The 22,388-nt window shown below is 32.2% G+C and carries 23 protein-coding genes and 3 pseudogenes; 7 read left to right on the forward strand and 19 right to left on the reverse strand.

Annotation, left to right across the window (positions count from 1 at the left end; translation table 11 throughout):
* Positions 1–3 precede the first annotated feature (3 nt).
* From ACQ9BO_RS12135 to ACQ9BO_RS12145, 3 genes are all read left to right on the forward strand, one after another.
* Positions 4–1,044 (forward strand): PLP-dependent cysteine synthase family protein, encoded by a 1,041-nt coding sequence (locus ACQ9BO_RS12135; protein ID WP_431244895.1) that lies wholly within the window; start codon positions 4–6, stop codon positions 1,042–1,044.
* A 373-nt stretch (positions 1,045–1,417) separates the two neighbouring features.
* Positions 1,418–2,341 carry a LamG domain-containing protein gene (locus tag ACQ9BO_RS12140; RefSeq protein WP_431244896.1) on the forward strand — a complete coding sequence of 308 codons (924 nt, stop codon included), beginning with the start codon at positions 1,418–1,420 and terminating at the stop codon, positions 2,339–2,341.
* A 390-nt stretch (positions 2,342–2,731) separates the two neighbouring features.
* A complete protein-coding gene (locus ACQ9BO_RS12145; protein WP_431244897.1) occupies positions 2,732–3,631 on the forward strand; it encodes a LamG domain-containing protein in 900 nt (299 codons plus the stop codon).
* A gap of 376 nt (positions 3,632–4,007) precedes the next feature.
* Here the strand turns inward: ACQ9BO_RS12145 and ACQ9BO_RS12150 are convergent, their stop codons facing one another.
* From ACQ9BO_RS12150 to gcvT, 15 genes and pseudogenes are all read right to left on the reverse strand, one after another.
* On the reverse strand, positions 4,008–4,691 hold the full coding sequence (locus ACQ9BO_RS12150; RefSeq protein ID WP_431244898.1) for a hypothetical protein: 684 nt from the start codon (positions 4,689–4,691) through the stop codon (positions 4,008–4,010).
* An 18-nt stretch (positions 4,692–4,709) separates the two neighbouring features.
* Positions 4,710–5,099, reverse strand: coding sequence for an SMI1/KNR4 family protein (locus ACQ9BO_RS12155; protein WP_431244899.1), 390 nt, complete (start codon positions 5,097–5,099; stop codon positions 4,710–4,712).
* A 169-nt stretch (positions 5,100–5,268) separates the two neighbouring features.
* A complete protein-coding gene (locus ACQ9BO_RS12160; RefSeq protein WP_431244900.1) occupies positions 5,269–5,973 on the reverse strand; it encodes a hypothetical protein in 705 nt (234 codons plus the stop codon).
* 2 nt (positions 5,974–5,975) lie between these two features.
* Entirely contained in the window at positions 5,976–6,221 is a 246-nt protein-coding gene (locus tag ACQ9BO_RS12165; RefSeq protein ID WP_431244901.1) for a hypothetical protein, read from the reverse strand.
* Positions 6,222–6,505: 284 nt separating this feature from the next.
* Positions 6,506–6,628 carry a hypothetical protein gene (locus tag ACQ9BO_RS12170; protein WP_431244902.1) on the reverse strand — a complete coding sequence of 41 codons (123 nt, stop codon included), beginning with the start codon at positions 6,626–6,628 and terminating at the stop codon, positions 6,506–6,508.
* 41 nt (positions 6,629–6,669) lie between these two features.
* Complete coding sequence (locus ACQ9BO_RS12175) at positions 6,670–7,245, reverse strand: hypothetical protein (RefSeq protein WP_431244903.1); 576 nt, start codon at positions 7,243–7,245, stop codon at positions 6,670–6,672.
* A gap of 586 nt (positions 7,246–7,831) precedes the next feature.
* Entirely contained in the window at positions 7,832–8,503 is a 672-nt protein-coding gene (locus ACQ9BO_RS12180; RefSeq protein ID WP_431244904.1) for a hypothetical protein, read from the reverse strand.
* A gap of 44 nt (positions 8,504–8,547) precedes the next feature.
* Positions 8,548–9,093, reverse strand: coding sequence for a hypothetical protein (locus ACQ9BO_RS12185; protein WP_431244905.1), 546 nt, complete (start codon positions 9,091–9,093; stop codon positions 8,548–8,550).
* Positions 9,090–9,359, reverse strand: coding sequence for a hypothetical protein (locus tag ACQ9BO_RS12190; protein ID WP_431244906.1), 270 nt, complete (start codon positions 9,357–9,359; stop codon positions 9,090–9,092). Before ACQ9BO_RS12190 ends, ACQ9BO_RS12185 begins: the two co-directional genes overlap by 4 nt.
* Entirely contained in the window at positions 9,337–9,510 is a 174-nt protein-coding gene (locus ACQ9BO_RS12195) for a hypothetical protein (protein WP_431244907.1), read from the reverse strand. The genes ACQ9BO_RS12190 and ACQ9BO_RS12195 overlap by 23 nt, the downstream gene beginning before the upstream one ends.
* A 222-nt stretch (positions 9,511–9,732) precedes the next feature.
* A complete protein-coding gene (locus ACQ9BO_RS12200; RefSeq protein WP_431244908.1) occupies positions 9,733–10,446 on the reverse strand; it encodes a YebC/PmpR family DNA-binding transcriptional regulator in 714 nt (237 codons plus the stop codon).
* Between the two features lie 428 nt (positions 10,447–10,874).
* Complete coding sequence (locus tag ACQ9BO_RS12205; protein ID WP_431244909.1) at positions 10,875–11,117, reverse strand: hypothetical protein; 243 nt, start codon at positions 11,115–11,117, stop codon at positions 10,875–10,877.
* A 179-nt stretch (positions 11,118–11,296) separates the two neighbouring features.
* Positions 11,297–12,025 carry a S41 family peptidase gene (locus ACQ9BO_RS12210; RefSeq protein WP_431245111.1) on the reverse strand — a complete coding sequence of 243 codons (729 nt, stop codon included), beginning with the start codon at positions 12,023–12,025 and terminating at the stop codon, positions 11,297–11,299.
* A 114-nt stretch (positions 12,026–12,139) separates the two neighbouring features.
* Positions 12,140–12,752 (reverse strand): annotated as a pseudogene (locus ACQ9BO_RS12215) (S41 family peptidase); the annotation flags it as partial.
* Between the two features lie 291 nt (positions 12,753–13,043).
* Positions 13,044–14,126, reverse strand: coding sequence for a glycine cleavage system aminomethyltransferase GcvT (gcvT, locus tag ACQ9BO_RS12220; protein ID WP_431244910.1), 1,083 nt, complete (start codon positions 14,124–14,126; stop codon positions 13,044–13,046).
* Between the two features lie 327 nt (positions 14,127–14,453).
* Between gcvT and ACQ9BO_RS12225 the strand changes: the two are divergent.
* The 3 genes and pseudogenes from ACQ9BO_RS12225 to ACQ9BO_RS12235 all read left to right on the forward strand — a co-directional run bounded on the left by ACQ9BO_RS12225 (position 14,454) and on the right by ACQ9BO_RS12235 (position 16,643).
* Positions 14,454–15,288: pseudogene (locus ACQ9BO_RS12225) on the forward strand (NAD(P)H-hydrate dehydratase).
* Positions 15,289–15,490: 202 nt separating this feature from the next.
* Complete coding sequence (locus ACQ9BO_RS12230; protein ID WP_431244911.1) at positions 15,491–16,270, forward strand: HipA family kinase; 780 nt, start codon at positions 15,491–15,493, stop codon at positions 16,268–16,270.
* On the forward strand, positions 16,260–16,643 hold the full coding sequence (locus ACQ9BO_RS12235) for a DUF3037 domain-containing protein (RefSeq protein WP_431244912.1): 384 nt from the start codon (positions 16,260–16,262) through the stop codon (positions 16,641–16,643). The genes ACQ9BO_RS12230 and ACQ9BO_RS12235 overlap by 11 nt, the downstream gene beginning before the upstream one ends.
* Positions 16,644–16,842: 199 nt before the next feature.
* Here ACQ9BO_RS12235 and ACQ9BO_RS12240 read toward each other — a convergent pair whose 3' ends face one another.
* Both ACQ9BO_RS12240 and ACQ9BO_RS12245 read right to left on the reverse strand, forming a co-directional pair.
* Entirely contained in the window at positions 16,843–17,349 is a 507-nt protein-coding gene (locus ACQ9BO_RS12240) for a GNAT family N-acetyltransferase (protein ID WP_431244913.1), read from the reverse strand.
* 198 nt (positions 17,350–17,547) lie between these two features.
* Positions 17,548–19,079, reverse strand: a pseudogene (locus tag ACQ9BO_RS12245) (S10 family peptidase).
* 356 nt (positions 19,080–19,435) lie between these two features.
* On the opposite strand from ACQ9BO_RS12245, the gene ACQ9BO_RS12250 reads away from it, so the two are divergent.
* Complete coding sequence (locus ACQ9BO_RS12250) at positions 19,436–20,206, forward strand: hypothetical protein (protein WP_431244914.1); 771 nt, start codon at positions 19,436–19,438, stop codon at positions 20,204–20,206.
* 160 nt (positions 20,207–20,366) lie between these two features.
* On the opposite strand, the gene ACQ9BO_RS12255 is transcribed toward ACQ9BO_RS12250, so the two are convergent.
* On the reverse strand, positions 20,367–20,993 hold the full coding sequence (locus ACQ9BO_RS12255; protein ID WP_431244915.1) for a hypothetical protein: 627 nt from the start codon (positions 20,991–20,993) through the stop codon (positions 20,367–20,369).
* A gap of 999 nt (positions 20,994–21,992) precedes the next feature.
* Complete coding sequence (locus ACQ9BO_RS12260; protein ID WP_431244916.1) at positions 21,993–22,388, reverse strand: hypothetical protein; 396 nt, start codon at positions 22,386–22,388, stop codon at positions 21,993–21,995.

The raw sequence follows: 22,388 nt of genomic DNA on the forward strand, positions 1-22,388 counted from the left end.
TTTATGAAAGAAGAAATAAACGCTTATAATAATGTTTTAGAATTAATAGGTAACACCCCGCTTATTAAGCTAAATAAAATCACCGAAGAGTTAGAAGGAAATTTCTACGCAAAGGTAGAAGCTTTTAATCCAGGTCATTCCTCAAAAGATAGAATCGCATTATATATTATTGAAGAAGCTGAGAGAAAAGGAATTTTGTCACCAGGTGATACGATTATTGAAACTACATCAGGAAACACAGGATTTAGTTTGGCAATGGTCAGCATTATTAAAGGATATAACTGTATTTTAGCAGTAAGCTCAAAATCATCAAAAGATAAGATTGACATGTTGAGAAGTTTAGGAGCAAAAGTTTATGTTTGCCCAGCGCACGTTTCAGCAGATGATGAAAGATCTTATTATAATGTAGCCAAGCGTTTACATGAAGAAACAAAAGGTTCTGTTTATATCAATCAATATTTCAATCAATTAAATATTGATGCGCACTACAACACTACAGGTCCTGAAATCTGGGAGCAGACAAAAGGAAAAATCACACACTTAATTGCTTGCGACGGAACGGGAGGAACGATCTCTGGAACTGCAAAATTCTTAAAAGAACAAAATCCTAATATTAGAATTCTTGGTGTTGACGCTTTTGGGTCAGTGTTAAAGAAATATCACGAAACAAGAGAATTCGATAATAAAGAAATTTATCCGTATCGTATAGAAGGTTTAGGGAAAAATTTGATTCCATCAGCTACTGATTTTGATATTATTGATAAATTCATGAAAGTAACTGACGAAGAAAGTGCGCACTCTGCAAGAGAAATCACTCGTAAAGAAGGTTTATTCGTTGGATATACATCTGGAGCGGTAATGCAGGCGATTAAACAATATGCGGAAGAAGGTGAGTTTACAAAAGACAGCAATATCATTGCTATTTTCCCAGATCACGGTTCTCGTTACATGAGCAAAGTATTTAGTGATGATTGGATGAATGAACAAGGATTCTTCGACAGTATTAATGAAGAAGAAGTTCAAAAAGTTGAATTTGTTAAATAAAACAATTTTTAGATATATAGAAAACTCCATCCGTTGTGATGGAGTTTTTTTTGAACCCAGTTCAAAGAATCATTAAAAAAGCAGAAAAAATATCTTATTGTGTAAAATGTATTGAATTTGAATATTTAATATATTTTTGCAAAAACCGTATTTATACGTAAGAAAGATTTGTTTTGATTGAATTAAATTTAAAAAATTAATAGTATCGCTGATAGTATAAATAAATGCAATTAACCGTCGAAAATCATCAATTTTGGTTATTTTAACGAGTTTTTTGGTTCGTTGTCGAAAAAATTTTCGCTAAAAAGCATAAAAATATAGTTTAGCAGTGTTAAAATGACACAAAGTTGTTTAATCTCCTAAATCTATCGCTATGAAAAAATTACTACTCTCTTTGATGTTTGTAAGTTATTTGAATGCTAGTGCGCAGAATCCTATTCAAGAATTTAACTTCAACAATACTTTAAATAATACTCAAAATACCATCACTTTCATGGGGGCAAACAATTTTGTTCCGGATCGAATGGGAAATATTAATGGAGCACAGCGCCTTAATAATAAATCTTTAGAAGCTGTAATAGATGATCTTCCTCAAAACAACTCGGCTAGAACAATAAGTATTTGGGTAAAACTAAACGATATTTCTAAAGCAAATTACATTTTGGGTTACGGTACTGCTTATAACGGACAATATTATGGTTTGCTTCAGCAAGCCGCAGTTTCGTCAAATTCAGATTTAAGTCTGGCTGGATGGGGCGCAAGCAACGACGTGATTGTTTCAGTTCCGTTAGCTAAAGGAACTTGGTATCAGTATACGATTACTTTTGACGGAACAGTTTCAAAAATTTACCGTGACGGCGTACTATTGAAATCTTTAGGTGGCCTGACACGTGCTACAAAAGGCAATATTTTTAGATTAGGTGAAATAAATACAACTGTAGGTATCAATGCTGATGTTGACGATCTAAAAATATACAGTGTGGCAATGACAGATGAGCAAGTCTTAGCACTTTATGAAGAAACAAAACCTATAATTGCGGTTGCGCTTGAGCAAGCAGTTCCTAAAACAGTTCCTGTAAAAACTGTTGCAGGAAAAACCAAAGTTGCGACTAAGACTACACAATCAAATGCAATTATTAGAAACAATGATGTAAGTGAAGGACAAAAAAATGTTGAGGTTTATTCGCAGGGGCAAAAGGTTCTTGAAAACAATTCAATGAACATAAAAGATTTGCCAGAGGGAACCTATTTGTTGAAAATTACAAATGCTCCCGCGAACAAATTAACATCGAAATAAGAAATTTGGTTAATAGTTAATAGTTAGTTTTTAGTTTTTTTTTATTTTTTATCATGTTGTTTAGTGAGCAATTTATTTTGGATAGTAGAAAAAGCCTTTTGAATTTCAGAAGGTTTTTTTATTGTCAATATAGTTTTTGTAAAGATGTTTTTACAAATTCTAAAGAGAGCTTCTTTTTATATTTGTTTTTCTGAATTTTAATAAGAATATCGTACTCGTTATCGACAAATGTTTTGCGACTTTGAATTAAATTTATAATTTTAACAAATAAATAAAATTATTTTATGAACATTAGGAATCATTTTTATTTAAAAAAGATTCTCTTCATAATAAATTATTAAAATTGTTTTAAATAAAGATATAACCCCTAAATCTTCAAAAATCCTGCCCATGAAAAAATTATTACTTACGATAATGTTTGTAACTTTTTTAACTTCTAATGCTCAAAATCCTATTCAGGAATTTACTTTTAACGGAACCCTTAATAGTGCTGATAATACTATTTCCCTGCTAGGAACTCCTAATTTTGTTGCAGACAGAATGGGAACAGCTAAAGCGGCGCAACGCATTACAAACAAAGTGTCGCAAGGCATGGTTGGAGAGCTTCCGCAAGAAAATAAACCTAGATCAATCTCGTTTTGGATAAAATTCAATACGGTCAATGCGACAAATTATGTTTTTGGTTATGGAACGCCATCAAATTCTCAATTTTTTGGTTTATTGCGACAACCTGCCGTTTCTGGAAGTTCAGATGTAAGCTTGGTAGGTTGGGGCGATGCAAATAATGTTATTGCGACAGTACCGCTCCAAAAAGAAGTGTGGTATCAATATAATATTACTTACGACGGCAACAATTCTAAGATATACCGCAATGGTGAATTATTAAAATCAGCAAGCGGTATTTTACGCGCCACTAAAGGTTATGTTTTGAGGTTGGGGCAAATCAATACCACGACAACTCTAAACGCTGATATAGACGATTTGAAAATTTATAATGTCGCAATGACTGATGAACAAGTTTTGGAATCATACAACAGTTCAAAACCAGCTGGAAGTGCAAAAACAGAAACGGTTTCAAGTGATAAAAAAGTTGCATCTGCACCGGTAAAAACTCAAAATCCTCCAAAAGCTCCAGTTGTAACGCCAAGCGCACCAGAAGCAAATACAGAAAAAGTGATCGAAGTCTTTTCGCAAGGAAGAAAAATTACAGGCGACAATGCTTCTAACATTGATGATTTGCCGGAAGGAACTTATTTGCTGAAAGTAACAAAAAAACCAGCGAAAAAATAAATTAGATTGTAAAATTCACTGACTTTGAATATAGAATAAATCAAAAAAGCCTTCTGATGTTTTTCAGAAGGCTTTTTTTAATTTTTATTTTGTTGTCCTGGGGCATAAGCTTTTGCGCTTTTGCTTCCTGACATTTTTTAGCTTGTCCTGGCGGTATTTTTTAGCTTTTGGTGCTGGTCCTGTTGTGTGGACATGAGTACTACAGCTAATTACGCTTAATGCTAAAAAAGAAGTACTAGGGCTACTACAGCAATTCGAGTGATTTTTGATGTTTGCATTTTTAGTTTTAATTTTATTTGAGGTGTTGCAAATATAATCGAAATGTTATCTTTAAAAGTATTTAACCTTAGTTTAAAATGAATTCAAATAGATGCTTTTATTGAGGCTTAGAAAAAGTAAAAGTATAAGTTTCCATTTTTGCTAAGTATTCGTTTATGTTAAAATCAGGATTTGGATTCCCTTCATATTCTCTTATTACTACTTCTTTAGATAGAAAAATATTATATCCTATTTGTAAACTCCCTCTTTCATTAAATTCTTTCTGTAATAGATTTTCATTTTCCCAGTTTAAACTTTTATTTACTTTTTCTAAAACAGATGATAATCTATGATTGTTTAAATTATAGCGTTCCGGATTCCAAACATATGAATAACTGTCTTCATCAAAAGACATCGGCATCCAAATATCAGATTTTGTTGATAATACAAAACTTTGCTGAAACGTACGAAAGCTTTGCAGACAAAATATACCGGAGTGTATTTCTTCGCCCTTTTCAGTGTATATTACGGTGTCTCCTTTAATATCAAACTCAAAACATGTTTGTAAAAAATTGTCTTTTTCTATTAAAGAGATTAAATCTTCTATGTTATTATAATCCAATTTTTCATTCTTGCTGTCTAATGATTTTGGAATCAATAGTTTCGATTCGATGAGAATAGTTAGTAAAGTTTTTAAATCTGATCTAATTTCCGGGTATGGTGCTATGTCATAATTATAATCATATTTATTGCTGTAAAAATGCCAATTCCCTCTTGATTTTCCTGGTGGATAAAGTGTCATAACTTAAAAATTAATCAATCATAATAAATTTATTTCTTCTTCAGTTTTTAGTCCATTTATAAAATCTTCAAAATTATCTGCAATTTTTAAAAATTGTTCTTCAGGAAGATAATCTGTCCAACGGTTGATTAAGATGGTTTCATAATCAGGACCTTCATCTAGACACAAACAAAAATGCCATCCTCCCATATCTAAAGCAAAAGGAACGAGTTTACGATGATAATTTTGAAGAAACTCCTCAGTAAGTTTGAATAAATCAGCATAGTTTAAATAATTTTTAACTTCCCAGACAGTTTCGTTATGATCTACAAAATATCTTTCATAATGACTCAATCCTCCATTTAATTTTAAAAAATCCTTAAAATATTCAGGTAAGTTTTCATTAATGATACTTTCGATGTGTCTCATATTTGAGTCACCCATTCTTGGATATAGATTTAATTTTCTCATTTTTTATGTATATGTTGTTATTCCGAAATATGTTTTCCATCGATAATTTAAAAATTCCCCTATCGGTTTGAGTGTCTTACTCGTAACCGCCAGGGGAATTTTTCTCAATAAACTATTAAAATTAAATCTATTTTATATAAGGTTTTTCTATCAGATATTTTTCATCCCATTCATACAAAGGTTTTGTTTTTTCTAATGTTTTTAAAATTTTAATATACCGATCATAATTTTTTTTAAATGATTTATCTTTGGGTATTTCGAGAAGTCTTTTTGTTAATTGCTCAGTTTTTTTGTCTGTAAAATTATTGTATTGGGGATGTGAACACAGTTTCCAGATAATTATTTTTTTAAATAATGCATCACTATAAAATATATCTGATATAAAATTAATGTCATCGGATTCTAAAAAAGGCAAAAAATCGCGTATATCTTGCCAATAGTTAAAAAAAGGCAATGCTTCCTGTTGGATGTATTGCCGCATAAGATGGCAAGCTTTTTCTACGCCAGATTCAGTATCTAAATTAGCAGGTAATTGGTTCAAAATTCCTTCTCCTACATTATGATTGAAAAGATGCTTGTTTATATTGATATTGATTGTTGAATTTCCTTGACCAATTTTATATTTGGGATCTAAAATTTTTTCAACGTCATTGAACTCAATACTGGCTAATATATTCTTTAATAGGTAAATTTCAATGTTTCCTAAATATAGAGCATTTACTTTATTATCGGCAATAGATATTGCTTCAATATATTTTTCTTCTAATATTAAAATGTTAAAATTATCAGGTAGAATTTGGTTGTATCTTTCGTTAATATATTCTTTTGTCATGTTTATTTGAATATTTTAATTGATTTTCCATCACCATTACTAATTGATTTATAAATTTCATTTTTGTAAATTCTAATCTTATCACCAGTTTTTAAAACTCCTTCATAGTCTTTGAAATAATTTGCACTACTTTTTACTTCAAGTTCAACATATTGTAAACCTTTTGTATCTGTAGGCACACCGTTCCCGCTTGTAAATTTATCAATTATTTCGCTACTTTGGTTGCGAATTATATATCTAACTTTCATATCAAGTTTTTATAAATATACCGTATTTGTCTTATTCTATTCAAAAACATTTCATAAAAAGTCTGGAGATTTTGACAGATTTAGGGTTTATTGAGGCATTAAAAAAATTGCGTAAAGTCAGAGACGTTTGCGCGACTTTTCATGGGAACACTTCGGGGAGCGGGGTGCTACATCGTTCAATAGTTTTTGTGTCTTTGATGAAGTTTAGAAATTAAATACTATGTGTTTTGTAAATTATCTATAGATTACTTCTTCATAATACAATCGATATTCTTTGAATAGCGTTAATTTAATTCTTTATGATTATCATTTTCCAGATAATCCATTAATTTTATTAAGTTTTCATAATAAGGAATTACATCACTTCGTCCATTTTTAATTCCATCATATATTCTTGTCTTATACATTGCTGTAAATTCATTATATTTTATATCATTATTGCACAATTTCAATATGATAATAACTTTAAAATAGTTGTCCTTAAAAAAAACTTATTCCATTGTTGCCATTCATATTTTTCAATGATTTTATCATTTATATCTTGTAAAGTAGAAAAATTTTCAAAAAATGAAAAAAAATGGTTCTTTATAAGAATTTCGGCAGATTCAGTACTTTTCAATATGTTTTGCTCAAGATATTGTTTGTCTTTATAAAGCTCATATATAAAAGCATCTTCATTAATCATTGGTTCATCAATAAATAAGGTCTTCTGATTATTTACATAAAAATTATGAGCATTAGTAATTTGTTTAGTTTCATATAAATTATAAAGAACAAAATTTAATATTTTTTCTACATTTTTGAAAGTAATCCACGGTACAAAATTTTCATGGCTTATAGAAATAGGATCGTTGTCTCTATAATCATAATTAAATCCATAACTTAAAACATCTATTTTAGTCTCTGTTTCTTTATAGAAAATGCCAGTATTGTAGTCATACATATAATTTAGATGAGAAAAATTAAATTTCTGTAGATCTATATTTTTTACGATCGCTTTATCAATTATTTTAAATACTTCCATAATATTAATATTTTAGTCCTCCATAATCACCATTACCATTGCTGTAAATTTTTAAAATAGTGCCAGTTTTTACAACATCTGTTCCAGGTGTAAGTTTAGTAATTTTTTTCCTTTGACATAGGATCCTGGACTAATTGATTTAATTGTAAAATTGTTTAAACCATTAGCAACTTTTTGATTTGGTGTAAAGGCAGTATTTGGTGAAAGCTTTGTGTCGCCAATTCTTACATTTAAAATCGTACATCATTCTATAAGTTATAAATTGTGAGATCTCAAATAATTTTCCGTCATTACTTATAAACTTATTTTCCTTTACTGACAAATCAGCATATTCTGAAATAAAATGTTTAATGGTATTAGGTATTGTGATGCCAATTTCATTTTCAATTCTAATGTACTGATGAGGTAAAAACCTGTCACTTAATGTTAATTTTCTCATATTTTTAGTGGATAAATCATTAGCTAGTATAGCAAGTAGGCAAGGATTGTCAGATTTGGTATTTATAATTAAACTTGTGAATAGTATTAAATAAAAAAGGGATCGTTTAGTACATTTTTCATTTTTAGTTTATTTTAAAATAAGTACTTATAAATGTATTGTCAATTTTTTGCAACAGTTCCATTTGTAATGCATTAGATTTGTATTCCTGCCCTCTGTATATCCATCTAAAAATATCAGTATAAAGTAATTTGTCTGCAATGTTTTTTTATCAATGATTTTGTTTGTTTCTAAATCATATATAAATGACATATTCGAAAATGCCTGAATAACTTGAATTTGGTTAGAATCAATTAAATATGCCCATTCGATATTAATATCTTCATCAAACTTTATTTTTTTACTTTCTAAAGTTCGAAGATCGGTCAAAACCAAACTTCTTTTATTGATTAATAAATGATTTTCTGGATAAAAGAAACTCCCGACCAGACTGTCTTGAAATGTATTTCTGTCTTCTCTAAAATATACTTTTAAGCTAGTTTTGGTAAAGTCTAAAGTGTTAAGCAAAAGAAAATCTCTGTTAGGAATAAATGCGAAATTTTTAGATGGGTGTTCCGTTTCTATTTTTTCATTTATAACACATTGAATTGCGTTTTCCGAGAACAATTCTTTGGTTTTATCTATTCCATCAATCAGCAAAGCATAATAGACAAGTTCCTGACCTCTGTTAGGTTCTTCTCGGCCTTTGTAAACGAGTTCTATTTTTTTGTTTTCTCTTTTGAAGTCGTTTAAATTGTCAATCTTTGTGAGTTGCATCATGATTTAGTTCTAAAAAAGTTCAGTTGAAATTCTAATGGAAAAAATTATTGATCATTTTCTGCTTCCCATCTACCTAGTCGTTTTCTTTTTTCAATTTGATGCAGTGCTAATGCTTTTATTTCTTCGTCTTCGGATTGTGAAATAGTTTCTAATGCTTCAATATTGTATGGCTCAGGTTGTGCACCAATAGCATAGATTATTTTACGGATATAGGGATATTTAATTGCCTCGTCATATTTATAAAACTCAGGAAGCGAAGAAAAGGCTTGCATTAAAATTTTGATGTTCTCTTTATCGTCATAAAAAGTATCCTGAAAAGAACTAATTATGAATTCATGATCATGATGCCAATTCTCTAATAAAAAGAATTGCAATAATTTCATAAATTCATTATCAGACATAGAAATTGGGAATCTCCATAATATTGCATTAAATCGATTATTGAATACAGAATCTGTTTTTGATTCCAGAAGTAACTGTTTCAGTTCTTCAAAATTTGCCCTATAAGGAAAAATAGGAAACAATTCTTCTCTCCTAATTCTGAAGTTTTGATGTAAAATTTCCCAATCTTTTTCTAATACTTTTATCATTTCTTAATGCTTGCTTTAATTTTAGCCACTATTTCATCTGTCAATAATGGAGACTCCCAAATGCCAAGAATATAAGTAATATCTTCTCCCAGCATATCTTCTCCAGCGCCTCTCGGTTGACAATCAAATTGCCAGCGAAGAAATTCGATTCTTAAATACTCTTTCCCGTCTAATTCCATCAAATTGATATAATCAGGGCAGTCATATAGTTTATGAATTTTTAAAACACTTTTATAATATCCTTTATGATTTATTGTCTTCTTCAATTTCGAATCCGTATGTTTTTGATAAAAACAATAATTCACCTAAAGTAAAATATTCATCAGAAGCCGCGCATGATTCAGCGACTAAGTTTTTTGTATAGGTTTTTTTCTCAGAATATTCTATATCTAATATTCTTATCGAAGGTCTTGCCAATTCTGTTATTATTGAACTTATTCCTTCAGTATTATTTGTGGTTCCATTACCAAAAATTTCAGATTGGATGAAGTAGAAGTTTTCAATTAGTTTTGTTTAGGAGGTTTGATTCGTATTTGCTCTATAAACAAATATAATTTTTTATTTGAATTAAGGGGAAATTCCGAAAAAAAAAAGCTCCAGAAAAATCCAGAGCTTTTTAAAATATATTTTATAGAAAGACTATTCTTCTTTCATGGTATGATAAACGTTCATAACGTCATCATCTTCTTCGATTTTTTCGATTAGTTTTTCAACGTCAGCGATTTGAGCTTCAGTAAGTTCTTTTGTGATCTGCGGAATACGCTCAAAACCAGAAGATAAAATTTCAAGACCTCTGTTTTCTAATTCTTTCTGTAAAGCACCAAAGCTTCCAAAAGGAGCGTAAATTAAGATTCCGTCTTCGTCTTCAAAAACCTCTTCAGCACCAAAATCGATAAGTTCTAATTCTAATTCCTCAGCATCGATACCATCTTTTGCAATTCTGAAGTTGCAAGTGTGGTCAAACATAAACTCAACAGAACCTTGAGTTCCCATTGTTCCGTTGCATTTGTTGAAATAACTGCGGATGTTTGCAACAGTTCTGTTATTATTGTCAGAAGCAGTTTCAATCAAGATTGCAATTCCGTGAGGCGCATATCCTTCAAACAAAATTTCTTTATAGTTGGCAGTATCTTTATTGCTTGCATTTTTGATCGCGCGCTCCACATTGTCTTTAGGCATGTTGGTCGCTTTCGCATTTTGTATTACAGCTCTTAATCTAGAATTGGCGTCTGGGTTTGGTCCGCCTTCTTTAACAGCCATAACGATATCTTTACCAATTCTGGTAAATGTTTTGGCCATTGCTGACCAACGTTTCATTTTTCTTCCTTTTCTAAATTCGAACGCTCTTCCCATTTCTAATTTTTAGTTTTGTGATGCAAAAATACGGTTATTCCTTATTTTTCCAAAAACAAAATTATTCTTTTTTTAATGTTTTAAGTTTCATGTTTTAAGTTGAATGGCTTGTGTTGGTTTAACCGCAAAGCACGCAAAGTTTTTTTGTCCGAGGTTAAGCTTATAAACGCATCCCGAAGCCTCGGGACGCAAAGCTTTGTGTAAAACCTTAGCGAACTTTGCGTAAATCTTTGCGCCTTTTGCGGTTAAACCTGAAACTTGAAACTTGAAACAAAAATCCTATTTCGAAGCATTAAATTCATTGATAACATTTACAGCTTCATTCAAATAAGGATTTGTTTTTAGATTCTCAAGCTGATATTGATTTGCCGTTTTATCATTCGGGTAAACCCCAAGCAAAAATTGATTTACAGTAGAGTTGTAAACATCTAGGGGATTGTTTTCGTCATTGAAAGTGTTGATTTCTTTCCAAAGCGAATTAACCAGTTTTTTTGTTTGAAAACGGCATCCAAAGTCATTGGAAGTTCTGCTTTTGGCGTATTTACAATTTGGTCAATCTTTAGATTTATTTTTTTAATGTCGTTAAAATAGTAGTTGTCTGCCAGTCTTGTGGCAGAATTTTTAGCCAGTTTGTCGATCAAAGTTCTTTTTGCATAAAGTCTGTATTTCAAAAAGATTGAATACTGTCGTTTTTGATTGCAGTAGGGAAATCACTTTCTTTTTGATAAACATCTTCATAAAATTCAGGTAAAATAACATCTGGCTTAACGCCAATATATTGATGACTTTTTCCCGTAATACGGTAAAATTTATTGATTGTGATTTTTAAAAAATCAGTATTTTTTCCTCGTCAAGCGGAAGAATGGTTTGCATAGTTGCTTTTCCAAGTGTATTGCTCGCCAATCAAAAGCGCACGGTTGTAATCTTGCAAAATAGAAGCAAAAAATTCACTTGCCGATGCAGTATTGCTGTTTACCAAAACCACAATAGGGCCTTTGTAAATCAGTCCGCGATAAGGATCATTTATTATTGATTTCTCTTTCTTATTATCAATCACTATTGAAATTGGGCCATAATCAATAAACATTCCTGCAAGTTTGATAGCTTCTTCCATAGAACCACCGCCGTTGTCAATCAAATCAATTACAAGGCCTTTTATTTCATCTCTTTCGAGTTTCATTACTTCGCGTGCAACATCATCGGCACAACCTTTTCGATTGTTTTCGTCTAAATCAGCATAAAAACTTGGAATTTTGATGTAGCCAATTTTACTATCTTTTCCAATAATAAAACTGTAAACCGAATTGTCTTCATCTTTCATTACTTGTTTTTCAATGTAAACATCGAAGCTTTTTCCAGAATTTCGTTTCAGCGTAAGCGTAATGCTTTTATTGGATTCCGATAAAATCATGTTTGAGATTAATTCTAGCGAAGCACAAGAAACCTTTAAAGTTTCCTTTTGATTTGAAATAGAAATAATTTGATCCCCTTTTTTAATCAGTCCAGTTTGGTATGCAGGGCCATTCGGGTCGACTTCAGCGATAATTATTTCATTTTTTTCATTCAAATTTACACTCATTCCAAGTGAAAGATGTTCTTTAGATAAAGATGCAACAAAGCTAGTCTTAGAATCATCACTGAAATAAGCTGTATGCGGATCAAAATAGGTACAGAAATAATTGTACAGATTTTCCTCTTGCTTGTTGTTGTTTTCTAAGAGAGTACTTATTCTGCAAATTTCATTAGATAAAATCATTTGTTTTGAAGCGGCTTCAATCGATTTGAAATTAGCTTTTATTGAGTCTAGATTTTCACTAGTTTCGGCAATTTCGTCCAAAATCTGATAACGCAGTTTTTTTGCCAAACCTTTTCCAAATCTTCTTTTTTCAGATAAAAAGGAAAAGCTTTTTTATAAAATCGGATAGTGTCTTTAATAGAATAATCAATATTTGTGGTCTGAATTTTTTCTAAAACAGCTTTCGTTCTCAAAAGACCTGCTCGATATTTTGAAGTAATATCATTCAGAAAACTGCAGTCATTATTTAAAATTAAATCATCAAGATTTGAGCGATATTTTTTGGACATTTCATCGTATTCACTTTTAAAAAAATGTTTCGCGACGGATCAAGTTCGTTGATCAGATTATCAAAAACAAAAACAGACAAGCTATCATCAACCGGTTTTGGCCGAATATGCTCTTTTTGGATTAGGGCATTGATTTTATTTAAGATCTGACATGTATGGTCGCTATTTTGACTAAATAGTGTAGTTGAAGTCAGCAGAAATATTATTACTAGGTTTTTCATAAATCTCTAAATCATCGGTTACACTAAAATTACGGTATTTTTTTTAGAAAAGACAGTAATTTCCGAAGAATATCGACAAGTAAAAGATTTTATCTGTGAATGACATTAAATCAAAAAAAGGGAAATAAAAATTAACAAAAACTTTAAAATGGAACATTGCAATTTCCGAATTGGCATAAAAAAAATGCATTACAACTTTATAAAATTGCAATGCATTTTTGGAATTTTCTTTAAGTCGAAAGTCATAAAGTTGTAAAATATAAAACTTTCGACCTTAAGACTTATTGGAAATTATTTCTTGTAAAACGGTAATTTAACCACTTTGGCAGGAACATCATTTTTTCTAATTCTGATAAAAATATCACTATCAACAGCGCTGTTAGCCACTGTAACGTATCCTAAGCCGATACCTTTGTTCATAGAAGGCGACATTGTTCCAGAAGTCACAATTCCGATGACAGTTCCAGAAGCGTCAACAATTTCGTAATCGTGTCTTGGCACTGCACGCTCTTGCATTTCAAAAGCAACTAATTTTCTAGTAACTCCTGCTTCTTTTTGTTTTTTAAGCGCTTCCGAATTTGTAAAATCTTTTGTGAATTTAGTGATCCATCCTAAACCAGCTTCAAGCGGAGAAGTAGTATCGTTAATGTCATTTCCATAAAGACAGAATCCCATTTCTAAACGTAAAGTATCACGCGCCGCAAGTCCGATTGGCTTAATTCCAAAAGATGCTCCAGCTTCAAAAACTTTGTTCCAAATTGCTTCAGCATCAGCATTTTTGCAGTAAATTTCAAATCCGCCAGAACCAGTATACCCAGTTGCAGAGATAATTACATCATTGAAACCAGCAAAATTACCAACCTCAAAATGATAATAAACAATAGCTGACAAATCAACAGAAGTTAAAGACTGCATTGCTTCAACCGCTTTTGGTCCTTGAATGGCTAATAATGAATAATCATCAGAAAGGTTTTTCATTTCAACACCCAAATCATTGTGAGAAGAAATCCAGTTCCAGTCTTTTTCAATATTCGAAGCATTTACAACAAGTAAATATTCTTCGTCTTTCATTTTATAAATAATCAAATCGTCAACAATTCCGCCTTCATTGTTTGGAAGACAAGAGTATTGTGCTCTTCCAATTGTCAACGTCGATGCATCATTTGAAGTCACTTTCTGAATCAAAGCCAAAGCATTTGGACCTGTCAACAAAAATTCACCCATATGCGAAACGTCAAAAACGCCCACACCATTACGAACTGTTTCATGTTCAGCATTAACTCCTTCATATGTAATAGGCATGTTATAACCTGCAAATGGCGGCATTTTCGCTCCCAAACCCTCATGTATGTGCGTAAGCGCAGTATTTTTCATTGTGTTGTTTTATAAAATTGTTATGCAAATCTATTCAAAAAATATCGAATTTAAATGACCTAAATTATAAATTTCGCAATAATTAGGAGCTATTTCCTGCTATCCGCTATATCTTTTACTTTTTAAAGAAAAAAGTAAAAGGATGCTCATCGCTATCAGGGCTAGGGCTGACTGTTTCAAAAGAAGAATTCGTGATTTCGATTTTTTATGTAATTTTAATGTTGAATTATGCTTTTCAAGTTTAGCTATGTTTATTTAAACAAGTGAAATGCCTTTATTCGTAAAGTAAAGCTATGATTCTATGTGTTTAAAATAAAAACCATTGAAATGAAATCTCCGTATTTAATCAATAAAGAAGAAATTCAGAAGTTATATAAACCTATAAATCCTCAAACTCATAAAGGAACACAAGGCCACGCAGTAATTATTGCCGGAAGTTACGGAAAAGTTGGAGCAAGCAGTTTTAGCTTCAAAATCCTGTCTAAAATCAGGTTGCGGACTAGTAACGACTTTTATACCCAAATGCGGTTATCAAATTCTTCAAATTTCCATTCCCGAAGTGATGACGGTAACCGATGAAAATACAAATTTCATTACTACTATTCATTTACCGTTCATGCCACAGGCTATCGGAATTGGTCCAGGAATAGGAAAGGAGCTTGGGACACAAAAAGCGTTATTTGAATTTTTAAGAATAAGCAAAGTGCCTTTAGTACTTGATGCAGATGCCTTAAACATTATTTCAGAAAACTTATCTTGGTTGGAATTGGTTCCGGAAGACACAATTTTGACACCTCATCCAAAAGAATTGGAGCGTTTGATAGGCAAATGGAATTCTGAATCTGAGAAATTCCAAAAAACAGTCGCTTTTTCAGAAAAATACAAAGTCATTGTCGTCATGAAAGGCGCACCGACTTATATCATAAACAGAACTTCGGTTTACGAAAACACAACCGGAAACGCAGCTCTAGCAACTGCAGGAAGCGGAGATGTTTTAACTGGAATCCTCACAAGCTTGCTTGCGCAAGGCTACGAACCCAAATATGCGTCAAAATTGGGAGTTTATCTTCATGGTTTGACTGCAGATATTGCTCTGCCAAAAACGGGTTACGAATCTTTTACTGCTTCTACTATTATCAAATACTTAGGAAAAGCTTTTTGAGTTTAATTTAACCGCAAAGAGCGCAAAGGTTTACGCAAGGTTCGCAAAGTTTTTAATCTCGCAAAGACGCAGAGTCGCAAAGTTTTTATTTTTTTACTACTCTGCGTCTTTGCGAGCAAATTCTCTACATTCATAAAAGAATCCTTGCGTTCTTTGCGTAAACCTTTGCGTTCTTTACGGTTAAAATTACTAAGTTTGTAATATGAAAAACTTCGACTTAAGAACAGTAAATGTCATGCGTTATATAGCGCCGTTGCGTGAAGGAGGTTCTTTACCCGCTCTAGCAGAAGCCGATGACGACTTTAAATATGTATTAAAATTCAGAGGTGCCGGACACGGTGTAAAAGCCCTTATAGCCGAATTAGTTGGCGGACAAATAGCAAAAGCCTTAAAATTGCAATTGCCAGAATTAGTTTTCGCGAATCTCGACGAAGCTTTTGGAAGAACCGAAGCTGATGAGGAAATTCAGGATTTGCTTCAAGGAAGTCAGGGATTGAATCTAGCGCTTCATTTTTTATCAGGAGCGATTACGTTTGATCCTGCTGTAACTACTGTTGACGCAAAATTAGCTTCGCAGATTGTTTGGCTGGACGCTTATATTACAAATGTCGACAGAACTTTCAAAAATACCAATATGCTGATTTGGCATAAAGAATTATGGCTGATCGATCATGGCGCATGTTTGTATTTTCATCATTCCTGGAACAACTGGGAACAGCATGCTAAAAGTCCGTTTGCGTTGATAAAAGATCACGTTTTATTGCCTCAAGCTTCACTTTTAAAAGAAGTCGATGCTGAATTTAAAGCGATTTTAACACCACAAATTTTAGAAGAAATTGTAAATACAATTCCGTTAGATTGGTTGCAATGGGAAGACGCAGACGAAACACCAGAAGGATTGCGAAACGTTTATTTGCAGTTTTTAAAAACAAGATTAGAGAATTCAGAAATATTTGTAAATCAGGCTCAAAATGCAAGATAACCATTTATACGAATATGCTGTGATTCGTGTTGTGCCAAGGGTAGAGCGCGAAGAATTCCTGAATATCGGAATCATTTTGTTTTGCAAAAAAGCCAAGTTTATAAAAGTGCTTTTTCATTTAAATAAAGAAAAAATACAGGCGCTTTCTAACGATTTTGATATCGAACAATTAGAATGCAATTTAACTTCATTAGTAAAAATTGCCAACGGAGCCAAAGACGGTGGTCCAATCGCTGAATTTGAGATTCCTGAGCGTTTTCGTTGGTTAACTGCAATTAGGAGTTCTGCAATTCAAACTTCCAGACCTCATCCGGGTTTATGTCAGGATTTGGAAAAAACGATTCAGAGATTGTTTGAAGAGCTTATTTTATAATGGGTACAAAGGCTCAGAGATGCAAAGCGACAAAGGTTTTCGTAGAGACGCACTGCAGTGCGTCTAACATTGCGAAAAAACATCTCGCAAAGACGCAGAGTCGCAAAGAAAAATAAAACTTTGCGACTTTGCGTCTTTGCGAGATTAAAAAACTTAGTGAATCTCTGCGCAATCCTTTGTGAATCTTTGCGGTAAAACGCTACAACACTTTCTCCAAGTAAATAAACTCCAAGGGTTCTTCAGAAACTGTAACATGAATACCACTTTCAGGAAAAGCTTCTTTTTCGCCCGTATCCACATAACCGTGACGTTTATACCAAGCAATAAGTTCTTCGCGAACCGAAATTACTGTCATAATGATAGAAGACAATCCTAATGATTTTGCATGATGTTCGGCTTCAGCCAAAAGCTTTTTCCCGATTCCGCTATTTTGAAGTTCAGGCGAAACCGTCAGCATTCCCAAATACAATTGATGACCTTTTTCAACCAATAAAACCGAACCGATAATTTTTTCGTTTTCAGTAAATTTCAAAATCGTATTTTTTGAATCTTCGAAAATGGCTGTCATTTCCTGTTCGTCGGTTCTTTTTCCTTCCAGTAAATGGGCTTCAGTTGTCCAGCCTTTTTTGGAAGTTTCACCTCTGTAAGCTGAATTTATTAAGGTTGTTAATGCAGGAATGTCTTCCAGTGTTGATTTTGTAATCATTATAATGCTGATGTAATTGTATAATTTAAAAAATGAATTGCCTCCAGCTTTAGCTGGAGGGACAAAGTTAGACTAGAAAATGGCTTTAGCCTAATTTTTTACGCTTTTGGCTAAAGCCGATTTATGCTTAAAAACAAAACCTCCAGCTAAAGCTGGAGGCAATTGACTTTTTATCTGTTAGTAGCAAAGAAACCAGATTTAATATTTTGCTGGTTCGCCCGCTTTAGGTAAAGATTGTTTTATGAATGTTCTGATGTCTTCATTTGCCGTTTCTAAGTCGGCTTTTCTTAAATACATCATATGACCGCTTCTGTAGCCTTTCCATGACATTCTATCATTTAATTTTCCGCTTGGATCCATTTGCCATAAATCATATTTCGCATTAAAATAGTCGCAAGCACCGTCATAATATCCTGATTGCACCATAACATGTAAATAAGGATTTTGTGCCATTGCTTGTCTCAGGTTTTCTCCAGTTTTATCATTCGATCTGTCCCAAGGATGTACTGGACCAAACATATTGTATTTAAAGTCAGTCTTGTAGTTAAGATTATTTCGTAGATACATATTGATCGAAGGTGTAAACGAATGCGACCAAGAAGTAAGTTCAGCATTAAAATCAACACTTTCACCGGCGTCTTTTCGGTCAATTCCTTTGTATCGTGAATCAAGTCTTCCAACAGTATAACCTTGATCTCTCAACAATTCTTTCCAGAAATAATCATTAGGAACATCTAAATTGTTTTGCAGAAAAACTTTCTCTGAAATGCCAGAATAGTGCGCCATTTTAGACACAATTTCTTTTCTTTTTGTTCGTCCAAAGATCCTCCTTTGCTCAAAGCAGGAAGAAGTTCGTTTATGGTGAAATCTTCAACCTCTGGTAACATAGCAGTTAAATCTTTGTTTTGAAGATCAGGACTTAGCATTTTATGATACCAAGCAGTAGTCATGAAATAAGGTAATTTAAGAGCCGCATTAGAAACAACGCCGCGAGTAATTCCTAAATCAGTAGGAGATACCAAAATTACCCCATTAAGATACATCCATTGATTGTTTTGCAATTGAAGAGCCAATCCCGAAACACGAGTAGTGCCATAGCTTTCTCCAATCAAGTATTTTGGTGAAGCCCAACGATTCGTTCGAGTTACAAAACCATTGATCCAATCGGCTAGGTATTTGATATCGGCATTTACACCGAAGAATTTTGCAGGAGGAATTTCTTTGTTTGTAGGTCTTGAATAAGCAGTATTCACAGGATTTACAAAAACAATATCGGCAATATCTAAAATCGAATACGGATTTTCCTTTATTCCGTAAGGTTGCAAAGGATATCCTTCTTCATCAATATTTAATAAACTTGGCCCTGTATAAGCAATCTCCATCCAAACTGAAGCAGAACCTGGGCCACCGTTAAATGAAATAACTAACGGACGAGAATCGCGATCTTTCACATCAGAACGCTCATAATAAGTATAAAATAATCCGGCAATCGCTTTTCCGTCTTCATCCCAAACCGGCATAGTACCAGCCGTTGCTTTATATGAAACCTTTTGGCCTTTTATAGTAGTTGTATGATTGGTTACAACTTGAGAATCTGGGTTGAAAGTAAGATTAGAAGGAGAGTTTTCTTCTTTTGCAGGAGGCGTTTTCGGTTTTGAATCTGGCTTTGATTCTTGAGCGTAGGCACTTAAAAATCCAACTAAAAGAAATGAAAGTAATGTCTTTTTCATAAAATTAGGCGTGTTATTATTTTATTGTTCCGAATTTGGGGATTGTTGATTAAAGTTTTTAAAGATATAAAAAAATAAGAAGTGATGATTTTCTAGTCTTAAATAAGGATGGCATCTTTTATGAAGGTGCTTAATAAGGAGATTCTATTTTTTTGAATTGCCTCCAGCTTTAGCTGGAAGGATAAAATTACATTAGAAAATGGCTTTAGCCTAATCTTTTGTTTTTTGGCTAAAGCCGAATTTTACTAAAAATATAAACCTCTAGCTAAAGCTGTAAGCAATTGATTTTTATATTCTGTAAGTAAATATCTAAATAAAATTATTGAAATTTGTATAGAACCGAAAATCAGGAGAGTATGAGCAGAGTACATTTATTTGAATTTGAAGATCAGCAATGGCTTCCAGAATTTATCAGAAATTATATGACCGATTTTTTGCAGTTTCTTTCGAATAAAACTGCAATGTATAAAGCAATTGTGCCCATAATAGAAAAAGGTTTAAAAGAAAGTCAAACTAATCAAATTATCGATTTGGCCTCAGGTGGAGGAGGCGGATTAATTTGGCTCAATGCCGAATTGCGAAAAACCAATCCCAATTTAAAAATTCTGCTGACGGATTATTTTCCCAATATTCCTGCGTTCGAACATACCCAAAAACAAGCCGATAATTTTGAATTTATAAAAACTTCTGTTGATGCCAAACATGTTCCCGAAAACCTAAAAGGGCTTCGAACACAGTTTTTGTCTCTGCATCATTTTAAACCAAAAGACGCACAACAAATTCTACAGAATGCGATTGACACCAACAGTTCGATTGCAATTTTTGAAGGGCAGGAGCGAAGTGCCCCAAGTATTATTGCGATGATTTTTTCGCCAATTAGTGTTTTGCTGACAACGCCTTTTATTCGTCCGTTTAAAATTGGCAGAATTATTTTTACGTATTTAATTCCAATTGTACCAGTTTTGGTTTTGTGGGATGGCGTAGTTTCGTCTTTAAGAACCTATTCTGTTGAAGAAATGAACGAATTGATTTCTAAGTTAGAGAATAAGGAAAGTTTTAATTGGGAAGTTGGAAAAGTAAAATCTGGGCCGGCTAAGATTTTATATTTGTTGGGAACAAAAAAATAAATTGCCTACAGCTTTAGCTGGAGGAACAGAATTACATTAGAAAATGGCTTTAGCCTAATCTTTCGCGTTTTTTGGCTAAAGCCGAATCTTACTCAAAATATAAACCTCCAACTAAAGTTCGAGGCAATTGATTTTTATATGCTCTAAGCAATCCTTGAAATTACGCGAAAGTAAAATCGAAACTATAAAATACAGATTCATAAATGCCAATTGCAATAGCCCATTTTTGTTCTTCTGCATTTAAGTTTTCGTTATTATTCATTAATGAATATTCGGGATAGGGTTCTCTATATTCCATCATACTTCGTTTATAGCGGTATGTAGAATGTGGACTTTCGTAAAATACGTTTCTTACATATCTGTTATTATCGTAACTTTTGTTGATTTCCAAACTATTTTCTGAATCAAAAGCTATAACATATTTGCTATTAGGATTATCTCGGTTTAAAGTTCCAATTTTGTTATTTGAAGAATCAAAAATATCTTTTAAATGCATGATTTTTCCAAAATATTGATCATTGTATTCAATGATAATTTCTTCCGGATTTATTTCATAAAAATATTTGAATTCAGTAGAAGATGCCAATATTCTGCAATTTAAGCGAATTCCTCTCTGTAGCCTTTGAAAAGCAATTACTCGATTGCCGTCTTGCGCTAAAATATGCCCAGTTAGTTTGTTCGTTATCCACTTTTTATAGGAATATTCAAGGTCGTTTGTGATATCATTTATGGAATATTTATTCCAATCTACAATCGAGGTTTTCAGACTATTAACCTTTTTTTCCATCTCTAATTTTTCAGCACTTAAGAAATCAGGTGTTTTCTTTTCTACTGACTTTTTAAAAACATAACCAATAAAAAATAAAGTTCCAAACATTGAAAATAGGATATACAATATAAAACAAATGAACATAATTGCTAGTATAATGACTATGATTGTAACTATAATGTGCATATAATTTTCTAGGTTTATTTTAGTGAGATTGAAAGATTTCCGAGGCTTTGTTTTTCTTTTAAATATAATAAAAGTGATGAAAAACAGATGTTTATTTCTGACTTCGTGCGAAACGTTTTTGCTAGTGGGATTTTTTGAGAACTACAATTGAAAGATATTGCCAAATTGCCATTCCTGTAAACGGTATTTAATTTTATTACTCAAATATTCCCCAAATGTATCTATCGTCTACAATTGCATTTGGATTTTCACTTACTTTCTCTAAGAAATGACTAAAGTTATTATAAGTTCTTAGCTTATAAGTTAATTGCTGGCCCGCATTGTTTATAATTATTTTCCAGACTCTTCTTTTGTTAATAGTAACGGCAGTTCTTCTGGCTTCAATAATTGTTGAAAGCGGATACTTTATTAAAGGCTGATTTGATTTTATGAGGTATAAATTATTTTCATCGAAGTAAAAAATGGTGGTGTTAAAAATAAATTTTTCTAAACCCCAAAAAAAGGTGTAGGTGCTGATAATCTATAAAGAGACCACAAATCAAGACCTGTTCTTTTTTTAAATTCTATTGCTCTTTGTTCTCTATAGTAATCCACCCAAGATTGGACTTTAGGATAACAGAGAAGCGAAATAATAATTAATGCTAAAAAGACCAAAATAATGTTTGTGCCCATATTGAATTTTAATGTTTAGTAATCAAACATAATGAACTTATTCAAATTTTAAAAAGAAACTTGGTTTTTGAATTTCTTTGTGTTCACGAACGGGACGCTAGCGCTAGCAGGGGATATATTAAATTGAGAAGAGACCTTTTATGAGGTCTCTTTTTTTGTTTATTTCATAAATTCTAGCTCAACACCACATTCCTTAAAATCTAAATATCTTAATTCAATGTGCTTTTTATTATAAGGCAACTTTCTAAATAGAAATTTATCTTTTTTAAAAAGAACGTTTTTAACCTCACTTTCACGTTCGAATTTTAGTTGTAGAGTGTCTGAATTTGTATGCCAAATAAAAACTTCTTTTTCTTTTACTTTTTCGTGCTCTAAATAGCCTTTTCCATTTTCTAAGAAAGTGAATGAAAAACCTTTAGGAACTTCTTCTTTTTCAGAGCAAAACATTCCTGAAACTTTCCATTTTCCTAGAATAAGATTTTCTTCTTTCTTTTCTCTAATTTCATGAAATATGCAAAGTAGAAATATTGAAAAAAATAATGGGTAAAGCTTCAT

Source organism: Flavobacterium sp. P21, from assembly GCF_050632225.1.
In the GTDB taxonomy this organism is placed as follows: domain Bacteria; phylum Bacteroidota; class Bacteroidia; order Flavobacteriales; family Flavobacteriaceae; genus Flavobacterium.

Excerpts from the sequence above, each read along its gene's own strand:
- ACQ9BO_RS12260 (WP_431244916.1), bottom strand. The coding sequence starts at position 22,388 with ATGAAGCTTTACCCATTATTTTTTTCAATATTTCTACTTTGCATATTT.
- ACQ9BO_RS12250 (WP_431244914.1), top strand. The coding sequence starts at position 19,436 with ATGAGCAGAGTACATTTATTTGAATTTGAAGATCAGCAATGGCTTCCA.
- ACQ9BO_RS12180 (WP_431244904.1), bottom strand. The coding sequence starts at position 8,503 with ATGATGCAACTCACAAAGATTGACAATTTAAACGACTTCAAAAGAGAA.
- ACQ9BO_RS12135 (WP_431244895.1), top strand. The coding sequence starts at position 4 with ATGAAAGAAGAAATAAACGCTTATAATAATGTTTTAGAATTAATAGGT.
- ACQ9BO_RS12185 (WP_431244905.1), bottom strand. The coding sequence starts at position 9,093 with ATGATAAAAGTATTAGAAAAAGATTGGGAAATTTTACATCAAAACTTC.
- ACQ9BO_RS12150 (WP_431244898.1), bottom strand. The coding sequence starts at position 4,691 with ATGACACTTTATCCACCAGGAAAATCAAGAGGGAATTGGCATTTTTAC.
- ACQ9BO_RS12170 (WP_431244902.1), bottom strand. The coding sequence starts at position 6,628 with ATGTATAAGACAAGAATATATGATGGAATTAAAAATGGACGAAGTGAT.
- ACQ9BO_RS12165 (WP_431244901.1), bottom strand. The coding sequence starts at position 6,221 with ATGAAAGTTAGATATATAATTCGCAACCAAAGTAGCGAAATAATTGAT.
- ACQ9BO_RS12155 (WP_431244899.1), bottom strand. The coding sequence starts at position 5,099 with ATGAGACACATCGAAAGTATCATTAATGAAAACTTACCTGAATATTTT.
- ACQ9BO_RS12160 (WP_431244900.1), bottom strand. The coding sequence starts at position 5,973 with ATGACAAAAGAATATATTAACGAAAGATACAACCAAATTCTACCTGAT.
- ACQ9BO_RS12230 (WP_431244911.1), top strand. The coding sequence starts at position 15,491 with ATGAAAAACTTCGACTTAAGAACAGTAAATGTCATGCGTTATATAGCG.
- ACQ9BO_RS12145 (WP_431244897.1), top strand. The coding sequence starts at position 2,732 with ATGAAAAAATTATTACTTACGATAATGTTTGTAACTTTTTTAACTTCT.
- gcvT (WP_431244910.1), bottom strand. The coding sequence starts at position 14,126 with ATGAAAAATACTGCGCTTACGCACATACATGAGGGTTTGGGAGCGAAA.
- ACQ9BO_RS12175 (WP_431244903.1), bottom strand. The coding sequence starts at position 7,245 with ATGGAAGTATTTAAAATAATTGATAAAGCGATCGTAAAAAATATAGAT.
- ACQ9BO_RS12235 (WP_431244912.1), top strand. The coding sequence starts at position 16,260 with ATGCAAGATAACCATTTATACGAATATGCTGTGATTCGTGTTGTGCCA.
- ACQ9BO_RS12240 (WP_431244913.1), bottom strand. The coding sequence starts at position 17,349 with ATGATTACAAAATCAACACTGGAAGACATTCCTGCATTAACAACCTTA.
- ACQ9BO_RS12210 (WP_431245111.1), bottom strand. The coding sequence starts at position 12,025 with ATGAGTGTAAATTTGAATGAAAAAAATGAAATAATTATCGCTGAAGTC.
- ACQ9BO_RS12140 (WP_431244896.1), top strand. The coding sequence starts at position 1,418 with ATGAAAAAATTACTACTCTCTTTGATGTTTGTAAGTTATTTGAATGCT.
- ACQ9BO_RS12255 (WP_431244915.1), bottom strand. The coding sequence starts at position 20,993 with ATGGAAAAAAAGGTTAATAGTCTGAAAACCTCGATTGTAGATTGGAAT.
- ACQ9BO_RS12200 (WP_431244908.1), bottom strand. The coding sequence starts at position 10,446 with ATGGGAAGAGCGTTCGAATTTAGAAAAGGAAGAAAAATGAAACGTTGG.